Here is a 14168-nt window from a genome sequence, read left to right as displayed (position 1 = left end):
TCGGTAGGGCGTCACTCCTGATCCTAAAGCCCATAATACCATGGCCCGACAAACGAAAACGTCAACCAAATTATCGCCACCAGCGGCATGCCCGCCTTTATGAAATCGCGGAAGGAATAGTGGCCGGGGCCCATGACCATCAGGTTTGTCTGGTAACCGATCGGCGTCGCGAAGGAGCAGTTGGCGGCAAAGATCGTCGCGGCGATGAACGCCTCCGGAGGCACACCGATGGCCGAGGAGATTCCCAGGGCGATGGGGGTGAACAAGACGGCGGTGGCATTGTTGGAGAGAAAATTGGTTAGGACGGCGACCACCGCGAAATAGCCCGACAGGATGATTGCGGGGGACTGGCCCTGAAGTGCCGCCACCGCTCCGTCGGCGATGAGCTGTGCACCGCCGGTGCGTTCCAGCGCTGTGGCGGCGGCGATGGCCGAGCCCACCAGAAGGAAAATCTGCCGGTCAAAGGCACGGCCCGCCTGGGCAAGCGTCAGGCAGCCCGTGGCAATCATGGCGAAGGCGCCGGCAACGGCCGTGGCGACGATGGGCGCAATGTCGAGCGCTGCGGTGACGACGATCCCGGCGAAAATGACAAAAGCGATCCAGGCCTTGCGGCGCTGGGGAACCGGTTCGGCAGACCATTCAAGGACAAGAAGATCGTGGCTCTCGCGCAGGTCCTCGAAGGCGCGGTCGGTGCCTCCCACGAGAATGGTGTCGCCGGGTTCCAGCCGGATATCGGAGACCGGCGTGCGTCCCATCCGGCTTTTGCGCTGCACACCGAGCATGTGGACACTGTGTTCGGTCTCGATACCGGCGTTGCGGATCGTGCGCCCGGCGTGGCGCGAACCTGGCGGTATGACGGCCTCGGCAATGTGATAATCGGGACCGACCGTTGCCGTCTCCGCTTCGGCGATGTGTCCCGCCGCCCCGTGCGAAAGCGCCTGCGTGAAGGCGCGGCGGGTGGCCGTCACCATGAGACGGTCGCCTTCCGACAGAACCACATTCTCGAAGGGAGGGTGAAAGCTCATCCCGCGCCGGACGATAAGGCGCGGCGTCAGGTCGCCGAGCCCCTGGAACAGTCCGGCTTTCGATTCCTTACCAATGAAGGGATGACCCGGCACGATGCGAATCTCACCGATGAACTGCGTGCCGGACTGCATCTGCCGGAAGGTCTTTTCGCTGCTTGAATCGCGCAGGATGCGCGGCATGACGAAAAAGACATAGAGCGCACCCGCCGCCGCCAGAAGCAGGCCGGGCATGGTGATGTCGAAGAAACCGATCGTCAGGCCCGCCTTGCCGGCGACCCCGGCCACCAGAAGATTGGTCGAGGAGCCGATCAGCGTCGTCATGCCGCCCAGAATGGTCATGAAGGAAAGCGGCATCAGCGCCTTGGAAACCGGGAAGTTGCGCTGCGCGGCGAAGACGATCAGCACCGGAATGAAGATGACCACCACCGGTGTGTTGTTGAGGATCGCGCTCAGCATCGCCGCCGTGACGAGTGTGATGATGATGGTTCGCGTGCTCGAACTGCCGGCGGATTTTGCGAGAATGCGGGCCGGCTTGTCGAGCGCGTCGGTGGCAAACAGGCCCTGCCCGACAATCAGGAGTGCCAGGACCGTTGCCAGCGCGGGATTGGCGAAGCCCGACAGGAGCTCTTCGGGCGGCAGGCCTCCGGACGCCTCATAGGGGATGAAAGCGAAGAGTGCCAGAAAGGCGACCAGACTGCCAAGAGCGACGATCTCCAGCGTAAAGCGCTCGCTGACATAGGCGGCGACGGTTGCGAGAATGATCGCGTAGGTCGCCCAGAGATGGAAATCGGCCATTCAGGTCCCGCTGCTTGAGACTGTCCCCGCAGGCGACGGTCTGCGCCTGCTCATCGTTGAGGAGAATAAGCACGGGCAGGCGCGCCGCAAGCATGGATTTGTCTCACGCCGACAAAAGGCGGGCAAATGAGAAGGGCAGGGTACACCGCCAGCGAAAGAATTTTGCTTGCTGGATGCGGCCCGCTTGCAGTCAGGGTTTCGCGGCGGGAAGCAGGTTTTCGGCTGACCCCTGTATGACGATGTCGAGCAGCCGGTCGTGGAGCATCTGCCGGTTGGACAGGACAAAGGGGGCAAACAGGATGAGTGGTGTGAACACGGTAAAGGTCGCCAGGAAGAGAAGGAGATGAGCAATCCCGTAACGCCCGGTGATTTTACCGTTGTCGAGCCGTTCAAGCCGTAGCCCGAGCGCGCGCATGCCGAGTGTTGCCTGGCGGCGCCCGCCCAGCGTCACGAACACATAGACGATGACAATCGCCAGCGTGGCCAGCGAGGCAAGGCCCGTAGAAAGCGTGTAGAACGCATCGACGCTCTGCTGCGAAAAACCGTGCGCCAGGCCTCCATTGGGCCCCGCTATCCCGGTCAGGTTTTCCATCAGCATCCTCGTGACAACGGTCAACATGAGGGCCAACGCCGCGTAAAGCGCGTAGTCGATGAAGAATGCCAGCACGCGCCGGACGTGGAGCCATCGTCCCTGACGCAGGGAAATGTCCATTGCCCGGCTGTCAGGGAGCGTTTCGTCTGGATGGTATTCTGCAAATCTGTCGGTCATGAAATCGCTCACAATATCGTTGATGCCCTGAAAGACATCACGATATCGGGATATCACGACCGGATAAATCTAAAGTCGATAGCGCTGTTAACGATACAACTTTTAAATGTATTTAGCTGGAACGGACGACGACGGTGCCGAGGAGCAGGTCGTGGACCGTGCGCTTGTGGTCGAGAAACAGGCTTGCCAGAAGGATAAGCGGGGTCAGAATTGCGTTGCCGGCCCAGAAAAGAACCGTGTGAACCACCGCAAGCAGCGAATCGACACGCCCGCCATCAAGGCGCGCAAGCCGGATATCCATGAACTGCATGCCAAGCGTCGCCTGACTGCGCCCGCCGAGCGTCGCCGCGACATAGAGGAGGGCGGTCAAGGGCGCGAGAATGCCGAACAGAAGCCAGCCGAGTCCCAGCGTCATGACGCCGAGCAGCGCAACGATGATCGCAACGGGGATCATCATCAATCCGATCAGCAGATAGTCTATGAAAAACGCGAGGATACGGCGCGTACGAACACCGCGGTAAAGATAACCGTCGTCCTGTGCATTATCGAGAATTTCGCCGTCGAGTGGCCGGGCTGTCATGAACGATCCTCTTTCGATTGTTTCATGACAGAGATGGGGAACCTGGCGCGCGCTTCAAGCTTTCCAGCGCGAAATCACAACAATTCAGCCATTTCGGGCGCGAAATAGGTGAGAATTCCGTCACAACCGGCGCGTTTGAAGGCGAGGAGGCTTTCCACCATCGCTCTCTCGCCGTCGATCCAGCCATTGGCCGCCGCGGCCTTGATCATCGCATACTCGCCGGAGACCTGATAGGCGAAGGTCGGAACGGCGAACGTGTCCTTCAGGCGGTGGACGATGTCGAGATAGGGAAGCCCGGGCTTCACGATCAGCATGTCCGCCCCTTCCAGAAGATCCTGCTCGGCTTCCCGCAACGCTTCGTCACTGTTGGCGGGGTCGATGTAGTAGGTCTTCTTGTCTCCCTTCAGCAGCCCGCCCGTCCCGATGGCTTCGCGGTACGGGCCGTAGAAGGCGGAAGCGAATTTGGTCGCATAGGACATGATCGCGACGTTCTGGAAGCCGTTCTGGTCGAGTGCATCGCGGATCGCGCCGATACGGCCGTCCATCATGTCGGAGGGCGCGATGATGTCGGCACCGGCCGCGGCCTGACCGACGGCGGCCACCGCGATCTGGGCGACCGTCTCGTCGTTGACGATCTCGCCATCGCGCAGGATGCCGTCATGGCCGTGGCTGGTGAAGGGATCGAGTGCAACATCGGTGATGATGCCGATCTCCGGCACCGCCTCCTTGATGGCGCGGGTAGCCCGGTTGATCAGATTGTCCGGATCGAGGCTGTGGGAGCCGGTTTCATCCCTGCGCGCAGGATCGATATTGGGGAAGGTGGCGATCGCGGGAATGCCGAGCCTTGCCGCGCGCTCAGCCTGCCTCACCGCGTGATCGACCGTATGCCGCATGACGCCGGGCATGGCCTCGAGCGGTTCCTGCCGGTTCTCTCCCTCCATGAGAAACAGCGGCCAGATGAGGTCATCAACCGTCAGATGGTTCTCGCGCACCAGCCGGCGCGACCAGTCGGCCTTGCGGGTGCGACGCAGGCGGCGGCTGCCGGTAATCTCATCGACGCTGCGGCGTGTGGCGGGGCTGTTCATGGTGCGGGAAAACTTGTTCACGGCTTCGACTCCAGTGTGGCGCCTCTCTATCACGCAGGCGAAACGGGTCCAAGTGTACGTCCGGCGTCCTGTGGTCGCATCCGCTTATAGCATTGACGGCCCGGGTAGCGGCGAATAATCACCTAGTGAGGCTTGCTGTTTCTGCAACGATTTGGGGGGTGCCCGTGGACGTCGATTTCGGTGGCGCTGGAGATATCCTGTTTGAACAGGTCGGGCGTGCCGGCATCGTGACCCTTTCCCGGCCCGCATCGTTGAATGCGATCAATCATCGCATGATCAGCGCGCTTGCGCGGGCGCTTTCTGCCTGGGAGGCGGACAGCGCGGTCGAGCGTGTCATTATCCGGGGAGAAGGTCGTGCCTTCTCGGCAGGGGGGGACATTCTGGATGTCTACCGGGCCGGCCTCGAAGGCCGGGCCAGTCCTGATTTCTTCGCCGACGAATATCGGCTCAATGCCGCGATTGCCCGTTTTCCAAAACCCTATGTCGCGCTGATCGACGGTATCGTGATGGGTGGCGGCGTCGGTGTCTCCTGTCACGGCTCCCATCGCGTGATGACGGAGAATGCGGTTTTCGCAATGCCCGAAGTGGGGATCGGTTTCTTTCCCGATGTGGGCGGCAGCCATCTTCTGTCGCGCCTGCCGGGCGAGTTCGGCATGTATCTGGCCCTGACCGGCAATCGCATTCGCCGTGGTGATGCCTGTGCGGCGGGGCTGGCGACCCATTCGGTCGATGCCGGGCAACTGCCGGCGCTCATGCAGGCATTGTGCGAGAGCGATAGCGTGGATGGGACGCTCTCCGTGTTCGATGGTGCGGCAGAACCGCAGATGGACGAGGGCACTGGGCATGCGATCGCGCGCCATTTCTCCTTTGGCAGCCTGCCCGAAATTCTGGAATCGCTTGCCGACGACCAGGACGAATGGGCACAAGACACTCTCGCCACGATCGAAAAACGCTCGCCCACCAGCCTTCATGTCGCGTTCCGCCAGGTGCGTGCGGGCGCGATGCTGGAGATGGACGAGTGCATGAAGATGGAGTTCCGCATCCTTAACCGGATGCTCGCCGGGCATGACTTTTATGAGGGCATTCGCGCCGTCCTTGTTGAAAAGGGCAGCACGCCCCGCTGGAAGCCTGAAAAGCTGGGCGACGTTCGGGAAGAGGACATCGACGCCTATTTCGCACCGCTGACCGACGGGGAACTGACGCTGTGAATGGTGAAACCCTGTCGGGCATAACGTCCAGCCGGCCGTCTCAACTCGACAGTCTCTATTTCGGGTTTCACCGGCTGATCGCGATCGCCTGCCTGATCATGGGGCTTTTCTACTGGGTCCGGCTTCTGGGCTTCTATCCCGGTCTTATGTGGCGGTTCGACCTCATGCCGGTCCACTGGCAGGTCGCAAGCGTCATTCTCGCGGTCATCTATCCCTTTGCTTCGGTTGGCCTCTGGCTGGTCGCGCCGTGGGGCGCGGTCATCTGGTTTTTGTGCGCGGGCGCGGAAGTGGTGATGTTTGGCGTATTGCCTGATCTTTTCGGACACAACTACCCGCTGATCGGCTTTCATCTTGTGGTGGCCGTTGTCTATGCGGTCCTGCGCTTCGCCCGTTACCGGAGCAGACGCAGGGCAATGCAGTAGCCCCGTTTCGTTTCCGCACCCACAGCCGCTGCTTCTCTCAAGCTTTCATCGAATGCCCGCAGCCCGGTTTACCGGCTGTTAGCCGTGTTTGCAGGGTCGGCTTTTGTAAGGCGTTGTTAAGGCTAGTGTTTAAGTCGAATTTTAGAAGCATTCGATAGGGTCAGGCCAAGGTGAGACAAAAAACAAAAATCACCGGCGTCAAACGAGAGGCTTTAGTTATGAATACTTCGCGACCCGCGGCGAAACCTGCCGCTACGAATGACGAACGCAAAGATGCACTGCGTTCTCTTTATCTTGAATCTCTTCAACTCGTGGAGCGACTGCACCGCCGTCTGCTCGACGTGATCAAGGACGAGTTCGAGCGCAACGGACGCAGCGACATCAACGCCATCCAGGCATTGCTGCTCTTCAATATCGGTGACACCGAACTGACGGCTGGCGAGCTGCGCTCGCGCGGCTACTATCTCGGCTCCAACGTCTCCTACAACCTCAAGAAGCTGGTTGATCTCGGCTTCGTCAACCACCAGCGCTCGCGCGTCGACCGTCGTTCGGTGCGCATCAGCCTGACGCCCAAGGGCGCCCAGGTCGCCAAGGTGGTCGAGGGGCTCTACAACCGCCACATCGGCTCCATCGAGCAGGTCGGCGGGATTAGCCCCGACGAGTTCAGCCAGATGAATCGTGCCCTGCAGCGGCTGGACCGCTTCTGGAACGACTCGATCGCATACCGTATGTAGTCTCACCTTGATCACCTGGCTGCGCGCCGGTGTGCAGCCAATGAAGGCCGGCGTGGCGGGACGCCGGCCTTCACGCGTTTGTTATCGCGCTCAAAGTGACGCACGGTCACGTTAAGGTCATAATCCGGTGGGATGCAGCCTGATGGAGGCCGCGCGGTGCGTCTTGCGCCGATTTCTGATCAGGGTTCGCGGATTCTTAACGCAGTCGCGACATGTATGGCTGCAGGACTGCATGCAGTACCCTGGAAGGGGCTGACGAGCCAAGAGAGCACGGATACGCGTATGAAGACGAACCGCCGCATGTTTTTAACCGCTGCCGGTGCAGCCGCAACGGCAGCGATGACCGGAGCCGCCAGTGCCCAGGACCTGATCGAGGCGATCATCCGTTCGCCGCGGCGCGGCGCCTGGAACGATCAGTTCGATGCGCGGGCGAGCAGTGGCGGCAAGGTGGCGTCCAACCTCCCCATCTTCAGCCAGGAAACGGTGTCCTATGTCGAGCGCGCGATCATGGAGTATTCCAGCATTGCCGCGCAGGGTGGCTGGCCGCGCGTTCCCGATGACAAGAAGCTGGAGCTGGGCGTGGTCGATCCCAATGTGGAGATCCTGCGCCGCCGGCTGATGATCTCGGGCGATCTTTCGCAGCGCGCGGGCATGTCGCAATCGTTCGATTCCTATGTGGATGCTGCCGTGAAGCGCTTTCAGGCCCGCCACGGCCTGCCGGCCGACGGTGTGACGGGGCGTCATACCTTTGCCGCTCTCAACGTTCCTGCAGCAATCCGCCTTGGCCAGCTCGAAACCAATCTCGTTCGGCTGCGCTCCATGTCCGGCTTCCTGGGCGACCGTTATGTGGTGGTGAACATTCCCGCTGCCGAAATCGAAGCGGTGGACAATGGCCGCGTGATGCTGCGCCATACGGCGATTGTCGGCAAGGTCGACCGCCAGACGCCGATCCTGAATTCCAAGATCAACGAAATCATCATCAATCCCTACTGGAATGCGCCCGTTTCGATCGTCCGCAAGGACATCATCCCGCTGATGCGCAAGAACCCGAACTACCTGACCGACAACAATATCCGCCTGATCGCGCCGGACGGCAGCGAAGTGGATCCGCTGACCGTGGACTGGTCGACGGACGATGCGGCCAAATACCGGTTCCGCCAGGATCCGGGCCGGATCAACGCCATGGCGTCGATCAAGATCAATTTCCCGAACCCGCATGCGGTCTATATGCACGACACACCGCAGCAGGGTCTGTTCCGCGATCTCGACCGGTTTTATTCGTCGGGCTGCGTGCGCGTTCAGAACGTGCGCGACCTCGTAACCTGGCTCCTTCGTGAGACCGATGGCTGGGACCGCCGGCGCATTGAGCAGACGATCCAGAACGACGAGGATGTCCGGGTTTCGCTCAACAATCCTGTTCCAGTGTATTTCACCTATATCTCCGCCTGGTCGACTGGCGACGGTGCCGTGCACCTGCGCGACGACATTTATGGACGGGACGGGGCGAGCGAATTGCAGATTTCGACGGCGCTCTGATCCGTCCACCCATGGTGAATTGCCGCAGCCGCCCGGAAACGGGCGGCTGCTTCGTTTCTGGAGGATAAATTTTCGCCGTCAGGCGTGGTGAGGGCGGGGGAAAAATGCTAGATGCGCCACTTCCGCATTTGATCCATCATCGAAGGGGACACACCGCCATGGCAATTGCGACCGCCGCCGCTTCCAGCGAGACCGACGCATTCTTCACCCGACCGCTCGAAGACAGCGACCAGGACATCTTCTCCGCAATCCGTCAGGAACTTGGCCGCCAGCGTCATGAGATTGAGCTGATCGCCTCGGAAAACATCGTCTCGCGCGCCGTGATGGAGGCGCAGGGCACGGTCCTGACCAACAAATATGCGGAAGGGTATCCGGGCAAGCGGTATTATGGCGGTTGTCAGTATGTCGACATTGTCGAGGAACTGGCCATCGAGCGCGCCAAGAAACTGTTCGGCTGCGAGTTCGCCAATGTGCAGCCCAATTCCGGTTCGCAGATGAACCAGGCCGTGTTCCTGGCGCTCCTTCAGCCCGGCGACAGCTTCATGGGCCTTGACCTGAATTCGGGCGGTCATCTGACGCACGGTTCGCCGGTCAACATGTCCGGCAAGTGGTTCAACCCCATCTCTTATGGCGTGCGCGAGGACGATCATCTTCTCGACATGGACGAGGTGGAGCGTTTGGCGAAGGAGCACAGGCCGAAGCTTATTCTGGCTGGCGGCACTGCCTATTCGCGGGTGTGGGACTGGAAGCGTTTCCGCGAGATCGCCGACGAGATCGGCGCTTATCTGATGGTCGACATGGCCCACATCGCCGGTCTCGTTGCCGGTGGCCAGCACCCGTCGCCGCTGCCGCACGCCCATGTGGTCACCACCACGACGCACAAATCTCTGCGCGGTCCGCGCGGCGGCATGATCCTGACCAATGACGAAGCATTGGCGAAAAAGTTCAATTCGGCCGTGTTCCCCGGTCTTCAGGGCGGTCCGCTCATGCATGTGATTGCCGCCAAGGCGGTTGCGCTGGGCGAGGCGCTTCAGCCGGAATTCAAGACCTATGCGCGCGATGTGGTGGCGAATGCCCGCGCACTGGCCGAGAGCCTGAAGGAAACCGGCCTCGACATCGTGTCGGGCGGCACCGACAACCATTTGATGCTCGTGGACCTGCGCCCCAAGAACGCCACCGGAAAGCGCGCCGAGGCTGCCCTTGGCCGCGCCAACATCACCTGCAACAAGAACGGCATTCCGTTCGATCCCGAAAAGCCTTTCGTGACGTCGGGCATCCGTCTCGGCACGCCGGCGGGCACCACGCGCGGCTTCGGCACGGCCGAGTTCCGCGAAATCGGCCATCTGATTGCCGAGGTGCTCGACGGTCTCAAGGCGGCGAACTCGGATGAGGGCAACGCCCAGGTCGAGCAGGCTGTGAAGGACAAGGTGATCGCACTGACCGAGCGCTTCCCGCTCTACCCCTATCTGGGGTAAGCAGTCACGAATGGATTCGTGAACAAGGGCCCGATATGCGCTGTCCGTACTGTCAGTCGGAAGACACACAGGTGAAGGATTCCCGCCCCGCCGAAGACGGGGCGGCGATCCGGCGACGGCGTGCCTGTCCCGATTGCGGCGGGCGTTTCACCACTTTTGAGCGCATTCAGCTGCGCGATCTGGTGGTGGTCAAGCGGTCGGGCCGCAAGGTGCCGTTCGACCGCGACAAGCTGATGCGCTCCTTCGACATCGCACTTAGAAAGCGCAATGTGGAGCCGGAGCGCGTGGAACGCGCGGTCACCGGCATCGTGCGCCAGCTGGAAAGCTCGGGCGAGACGGAGATCCCCTCCGACGACATCGGCCTGCTTGTCATCGATGCGCTGAAGGCGCTGGATGACGTGGCCTATGTGCGTTTTGCCTCGGTCTACCGCAATTTCCGCGAAGCCAAGGATTTTCAGGACGTGCTGGGCGAGCTGAAGGGCAAAGAGGACTGAGGATGGAGAGCGGGCCGGCAAGCGAGCTCGACCGGCGGTTCATGGCGGCTGCGATCCGGCTGTCGCGCCGCAATCTCGGTCTGACCGGCACCAATCCCTCCGTTGGAACGCTGATCGTGCGCGATGGACGCATCGTCGGCAGGGGCGTCACCGCGATTGGCGGGCGCCCGCACGCCGAGCCGCAGGCGCTGGCGGAAGCCGGCGAGGCGGCGCGTGGCGCAACGGCCTATGTGACGCTCGAACCCTGCGCCCATCACGGCCGCACACCCCCTTGCGCCAATGCGCTGGTGTCCGCCGGCGTTACCCGTGTGGTGGGGGCGGCGAGCGATCCCGATCCGCGCGTGAGCGGCAGGGGCTACGCCATCCTGCGCGAAGCGGGCATCGAGGTGGTCGAGGGTGTGCTGGCCCAAGAGGCGGCCGACATGCTGCGTGGATATCTCACGCGATCCGAGAAGAAACGGCCAGAAGTGATTCTCAAGCTTGCCATATCCGCCGATGGCATGATCGGGCGGACAGGCGAGGGGCAGGTCGCGATCACCGGCCCCGCGTCGCGCCGGCAGGTGCACATGATGCGCGCCGAGAGCGACGCGATTCTCGTCGGTATCGGGACGGCGCTGGCGGACGATCCGTCGCTGACCTGCCGGCTGCCGGGGCTTGAACATCGCTCGCCGCTGCGCGTCGTGCTCGACCGGGCGACCAGACTGCCCGTGCAGTCCGTTCTGGCACGGACAGCACGCGATGTGCCGGTTCTGGTGACAGCGGCGGAAGACTGCCAGCCGGAGCGCCGAAAGGCACTGGCCGAGGCGGGCGTCGACTTTCTCGGTGTCGAGCTCCATGACGGCGAGATTGCGCTGCCGGAGTTCCTGGAAGATCTGGCGGCGCGCGGAGTCCTCACCCTGATGGTGGAGGGGGGAGCCTTCACCGCCCGCATGTTCCTTGAGGAAGGGCTGGTTGACCGGCTCGCACTCTTTACTGGGCCATCGAAAATCGGCCCTGGCGGGATTGCCGCACCGGTCGATTGCGACCATATCCCGGAGGGTTTTCGCCTGCTGCGCGAGGCGCGGTTCGGCGACGATGTGTACCTGGAATATGTGAAAGGCGACTGATGTTCACCGGCATTGTCACGGACATAGGCGTGGTGCAGTCCGTCACCCCGCGCGACGAAGGGGTGCTGTTGCGCATCGAGACCAATTTCGATCCCGAGACCATCGATATCGGTGCGTCCATTGCCTGTTCGGGTGTGTGCCTCACCGTGGTGAAACTGCCAGAAGCGGGCGCGAATACGCGCTGGTTCGAGGTGGAGGCGTGGGAAGAGGCCCTGCGGCTGACCACGGTTTCCGACTGGCAGCAGGGACAGCGCATCAATCTGGAACGCGCGCTAAAGGTGGGCGACGAACTGGGGGGACATATCGTCTCGGGTCACGTGGACGGCATGGCGGAAATCGTCGAGCGCAGGGATGAAGGCGAGGCCGTTCGCTTCGTGCTCGAAGCGCCGAAGGAACTGACGAAGTTCATTGCGCCGAAAGGCTCGGTGGCGCTGGACGGCACGTCGCTCACGGTCAACCGCGTTGACGGCGCGCGGTTCGATGTTCTGCTCATTCACCACTCGCTTTCCGTCACCACCTGGGGAGAGCGAAAGGTGGGCGACCGGGTGAATATCGAGGTCGATACGATGGCGCGATACGCCGCACGTCTTGCGGATGCCGCCAAAGAGGCTTAAGGCAGCGCTCTCATTTTAGAGTTTATGCCGTGTGGAGAATGTCCATGGCCGATGCGCGCCCCCTGAGGCTGCTGATCGTCGAAGCCCGTTTTTACGACCATCTGGCCGATGGTCTTCTTGAAGGTGCAAAGGCAGCACTGGATGCCGCCGGGGCTGCCTATGATGTGGTAACGGTTCCCGGAGCGCTCGAAGTGCCCGCAGCGATTGCCTTTGCGGCGTCGGGCAATGGCGGTCCGCTTTATCATGGTTACGTGGCGCTCGGCTGCGTTATCCGCGGCGAGACCTATCATTTCGATGTGGTGGCCAATGAATCGAGCCGCGCGCTGATGGACCTCGCCGTGCAGAAGAATCTCGCCATCGGCAATGGCATCCTGACCGTCGAGAACGAAGCCCAGGCGCTTGCCCGCATCGAGAAGAGCGAGGGCACCAGCGGCGAAAGCATGGGCAAGGGATATTTCGCCGCAGAAGCGGCACTGACGATGATTGCGCTCAAACAGCGCATGGGAGCTTGATGTGACCGAACCGACCGCAGACGGCTTTCGCCCGGCCAACAAACGGGGTTCAGCCCGCCTTGCAGCCGTTCAGGCGCTTTATCAGATGGACGTTGCAGGCACCGGCCTGCTCGAGACCACGGCGGAATACGAGCTTTTCCGCCTTGGCAAGGAGATCGACGGCGAGCTTTACCGCGATGCCGATCCGCAGTGGTTCCGTGCCATTCTGTCTGGCGTTGTCGAAGACCAGAAGACGATCGACCCGGTGATCCGCAAGGCGCTGACGGAGGACTGGCCGCTCTCGCGTCTCGATTCGACGCTGCGTGCCATCCTGCGCGCCGGTGTCTACGAGCTTACACGGCGCAAGGATGTGCCGGTGGCCGTGATCGTTTCGGAATATGTGGACATCGCCAAGGCGTTCTACACCGAGGACGAGCCGAAGCTCGTCAATGCCGTGCTCGACCGGGTTGCCCGGCGCAGCCGCAATGAGGGCAGGGGGAAAGACCCCGAATGACCGGAACGCGCGATGACCTGTACCGCGAGGCAAAACGCACCGCTCTGATTCTTGCCTCCGCACAGGCCATCGTCGGCTCCGCTGCCCCGATCGCCATCTCCATGGGCGGTCTCGCCGGTTTCTATCTGCTCGGCAGCGACAAGTCGCTCGCAACGGCACCCGTAACGGGTTTCAATGTCGGCATCGCGCTTGGCGCGCTTCCCGCTGCCGCCCTGATGCGGGCTGTCGGCCGCCGCAACGGCTTCATGGCCGGCGGTCTGGTGACGGCGAGCGGCGGTTTCGTTGCTGCGTCAGCCCTTTTCCAGAACAGTTTCTGGCTTTTCGCCTTTGGTCTCCTGCTGGCAGGCATCGGCAATGCGTTCCTGCAGCAATACCGTTTTGCGGCAGCCGACAATGCACCCTCCGATTTCAAGCCCAGAGCCATATCCTGGGTGCTGGGCGGCGGCGTCTTCGCCGCGATCATTGGCCCGCAGACCGTGATCTACACGCGTGACCTGTTCGCACCGATCCAGTTTGCCGGGGCTTTCGCCGCTCTGGTGGTGCTCGGCCTGTTGGGGTCTTTCATCCTCTCCTTCCTTCGCCTGCCAAAGGAAGCCCCCTCAGCAGCGCTCGACAGTCACGAGCCGGCCCGGCCGCTGTCTCAGATTCTCCTGCAGCCGCGTTTTCTGGTTTCGCTCTTTTGCGGCGTCGCCTCCTACGCCCTGATGAGCTTCGTCATGACGGGTGCGCCACTCGCCATGGTGGGTTGCGGATTCACGCCTGACGAGGCGACGCTCGGCATTTCCTGGCATGTGATGGCGATGTTCGCGCCGAGTTTCATCACCGGCCGGCTGATCGCGCGCTTCGGCAAGGAAACCATTGTGGCTACGGGGCTTGTGACGCTCATTGCCTGCGCCATCGTGGCGTTATCGGGCATCGAGCTATGGCAGTTCTGGACAGCGCTGATCCTGCTTGGCATCGGCTGGAACTTTGGCTTTATCGGCGCAACGGCGATGGTGGCCGAGTGCTACCGGCCATCGGAAAAGAACAGTGTGCAGGGTGTGCACGATTTTCTGCTTTTCTCGACCACGGCCTTTGCCTCGCTGATGTCGGGCCAGATCTACAATGCGTTCGGCTGGAACATGCTCGCCTGGATCGTGATTCCCGTCGCCGGTTCATGCCTTCTTGCGCTGGGTGTCATGGCACTCAGCCGCCGGTCCAGGCAGGCAGCCTGACACGCAACCCCTTGAGAACAGGGCGTCGGCGGCCGTGCCGGCGCATCCCTGCGACAAATTATCCCTGCACAAGCTTGACGTGTCC

The 14168-nt window shown here is 62.0% G+C and carries 15 protein-coding genes; 11 read left to right on the top strand and 4 right to left on the bottom strand.

Annotation, left to right across the window (positions count from 1 at the left end; translation table 11 throughout):
• Nucleotides 1-23: 23 nt before the first annotated feature.
• The 4 genes from KUG85_RS05070 to hemB all read right to left on the bottom strand — a co-directional run bounded on the left by KUG85_RS05070 (nucleotide 24) and on the right by hemB (nucleotide 4275).
• Entirely contained in the window at nucleotides 24-1820 is a 1797-nt protein-coding gene (locus KUG85_RS05070) for an SLC13 family permease (RefSeq protein WP_223004357.1), read from the bottom strand.
• Nucleotides 1821-2010: 190 nt separating this feature from the next.
• The gene (locus tag KUG85_RS05065; protein WP_065817717.1) at nucleotides 2011-2589 is read right to left on the bottom strand and encodes an RDD family protein; all 579 of its coding nucleotides are present in this window, start codon (nucleotides 2587-2589) and stop codon (nucleotides 2011-2013) included.
• Nucleotides 2590-2701: 112 nt separating this feature from the next.
• The gene (locus KUG85_RS05060; RefSeq protein WP_065817716.1) at nucleotides 2702-3169 is read right to left on the bottom strand and encodes an RDD family protein; all 468 of its coding nucleotides are present in this window, start codon (nucleotides 3167-3169) and stop codon (nucleotides 2702-2704) included.
• A gap of 74 nt (nucleotides 3170-3243) precedes the next feature.
• A complete protein-coding gene (hemB, locus tag KUG85_RS05055; RefSeq protein ID WP_223004356.1) occupies nucleotides 3244-4275 on the bottom strand; it encodes a porphobilinogen synthase in 1032 nt (343 codons plus the stop codon).
• Between the two features lie 158 nt (nucleotides 4276-4433).
• On the opposite strand from hemB, the gene KUG85_RS05050 reads away from it, so the two are divergent.
• The 11 genes from KUG85_RS05050 to KUG85_RS05000 all read left to right on the top strand — a co-directional run bounded on the left by KUG85_RS05050 (nucleotide 4434) and on the right by KUG85_RS05000 (nucleotide 14083).
• Nucleotides 4434-5483, top strand: a complete 1050-nt coding sequence (locus KUG85_RS05050) for an enoyl-CoA hydratase/isomerase family protein (protein WP_223004355.1) — start codon at nucleotides 4434-4436, stop codon at nucleotides 5481-5483.
• The gene (locus KUG85_RS05045; RefSeq protein WP_088941568.1) at nucleotides 5480-5905 is read left to right on the top strand and encodes a DUF6163 family protein; all 426 of its coding nucleotides are present in this window, start codon (nucleotides 5480-5482) and stop codon (nucleotides 5903-5905) included. The genes KUG85_RS05050 and KUG85_RS05045 overlap by 4 nt, the downstream gene beginning before the upstream one ends.
• Before the next feature lie 218 nt (nucleotides 5906-6123).
• A complete protein-coding gene (gene ldtR / locus KUG85_RS05040) occupies nucleotides 6124-6639 on the top strand; it encodes a transcriptional regulator LdtR (RefSeq protein ID WP_007007954.1) in 516 nt (171 codons plus the stop codon).
• Nucleotides 6640-6921: 282 nt separating this feature from the next.
• Entirely contained in the window at nucleotides 6922-8175 is a 1254-nt protein-coding gene (locus KUG85_RS05035; RefSeq protein ID WP_223004354.1) for a L,D-transpeptidase family protein, read from the top strand.
• Nucleotides 8176-8333: 158 nt separating this feature from the next.
• Nucleotides 8334-9650, top strand: a complete 1317-nt coding sequence (gene glyA, locus KUG85_RS05030; protein ID WP_223004353.1) for a serine hydroxymethyltransferase — start codon at nucleotides 8334-8336, stop codon at nucleotides 9648-9650.
• A 35-nt stretch (nucleotides 9651-9685) separates the two neighbouring features.
• Nucleotides 9686-10144 carry a transcriptional regulator NrdR gene (gene nrdR, locus KUG85_RS05025; protein WP_025031595.1) on the top strand — a complete coding sequence of 153 codons (459 nt, stop codon included), beginning with the start codon at nucleotides 9686-9688 and terminating at the stop codon, nucleotides 10142-10144.
• A 2-nt stretch (nucleotides 10145-10146) separates the two neighbouring features.
• Nucleotides 10147-11250 (top strand): bifunctional diaminohydroxyphosphoribosylaminopyrimidine deaminase/5-amino-6-(5-phosphoribosylamino)uracil reductase RibD, encoded by a 1104-nt coding sequence (gene ribD / locus KUG85_RS05020; RefSeq protein WP_065817710.1) that lies wholly within the window; start codon nucleotides 10147-10149, stop codon nucleotides 11248-11250.
• Nucleotides 11250-11864: a riboflavin synthase gene (locus KUG85_RS05015; protein ID WP_223004352.1), complete on the top strand. Its 615-nt coding sequence runs from the start codon at nucleotides 11250-11252 to the stop codon at nucleotides 11862-11864. Before ribD ends, KUG85_RS05015 begins: the two co-directional genes overlap by 1 nt.
• A gap of 44 nt (nucleotides 11865-11908) precedes the next feature.
• The gene (gene ribH, locus KUG85_RS05010) at nucleotides 11909-12376 is read left to right on the top strand and encodes a 6,7-dimethyl-8-ribityllumazine synthase (RefSeq protein ID WP_223004351.1); all 468 of its coding nucleotides are present in this window, start codon (nucleotides 11909-11911) and stop codon (nucleotides 12374-12376) included.
• A gap of 1 nt (nucleotide 12377) precedes the next feature.
• Entirely contained in the window at nucleotides 12378-12869 is a 492-nt protein-coding gene (nusB, locus tag KUG85_RS05005) for a transcription antitermination factor NusB (RefSeq protein ID WP_065817708.1), read from the top strand.
• On the top strand, nucleotides 12866-14083 hold the full coding sequence (locus KUG85_RS05000) for an MFS transporter (RefSeq protein WP_223004350.1): 1218 nt from the start codon (nucleotides 12866-12868) through the stop codon (nucleotides 14081-14083). The genes nusB and KUG85_RS05000 overlap by 4 nt, the downstream gene beginning before the upstream one ends.
• Nucleotides 14084-14168 lie beyond the last annotated feature (85 nt).

Origin of the sequence: Nitratireductor rhodophyticola (assembly GCF_019891355.1) — a bacterium.
GTDB classification, from domain to species: domain Bacteria; phylum Pseudomonadota; class Alphaproteobacteria; order Rhizobiales; family Rhizobiaceae; genus Nitratireductor; species Nitratireductor rhodophyticola.
Note: the sequence above shows the minus strand (reverse complement) of the source record. Positions and strands in the feature narration are given on the sequence as shown.

Bases quoted from the DNA above. Each gene is read 5' to 3' on its own strand.
- KUG85_RS05070 (WP_223004357.1), bottom strand. From the start codon at position 1,820: ATGGCCGATTTCCATCTCTGGGCGACCTACGCGATCATTCTCGCAACC.
- KUG85_RS05065 (WP_065817717.1), bottom strand. From the start codon at position 2,589: ATGACCGACAGATTTGCAGAATACCATCCAGACGAAACGCTCCCTGAC.
- KUG85_RS05060 (WP_065817716.1), bottom strand. From the start codon at position 3,169: ATGACAGCCCGGCCACTCGACGGCGAAATTCTCGATAATGCACAGGAC.
- ldtR (WP_007007954.1), top strand. From the start codon at position 6,124: ATGAATACTTCGCGACCCGCGGCGAAACCTGCCGCTACGAATGACGAA.
- KUG85_RS05035 (WP_223004354.1), top strand. From the start codon at position 6,922: ATGAAGACGAACCGCCGCATGTTTTTAACCGCTGCCGGTGCAGCCGCA.
- glyA (WP_223004353.1), top strand. From the start codon at position 8,334: ATGGCAATTGCGACCGCCGCCGCTTCCAGCGAGACCGACGCATTCTTC.
- nrdR (WP_025031595.1), top strand. From the start codon at position 9,686: ATGCGCTGTCCGTACTGTCAGTCGGAAGACACACAGGTGAAGGATTCC.
- ribD (WP_065817710.1), top strand. From the start codon at position 10,147: ATGGAGAGCGGGCCGGCAAGCGAGCTCGACCGGCGGTTCATGGCGGCT.
- KUG85_RS05015 (WP_223004352.1), top strand. From the start codon at position 11,250: ATGTTCACCGGCATTGTCACGGACATAGGCGTGGTGCAGTCCGTCACC.
- ribH (WP_223004351.1), top strand. From the start codon at position 11,909: ATGGCCGATGCGCGCCCCCTGAGGCTGCTGATCGTCGAAGCCCGTTTT.
- KUG85_RS05000 (WP_223004350.1), top strand. From the start codon at position 12,866: ATGACCGGAACGCGCGATGACCTGTACCGCGAGGCAAAACGCACCGCT.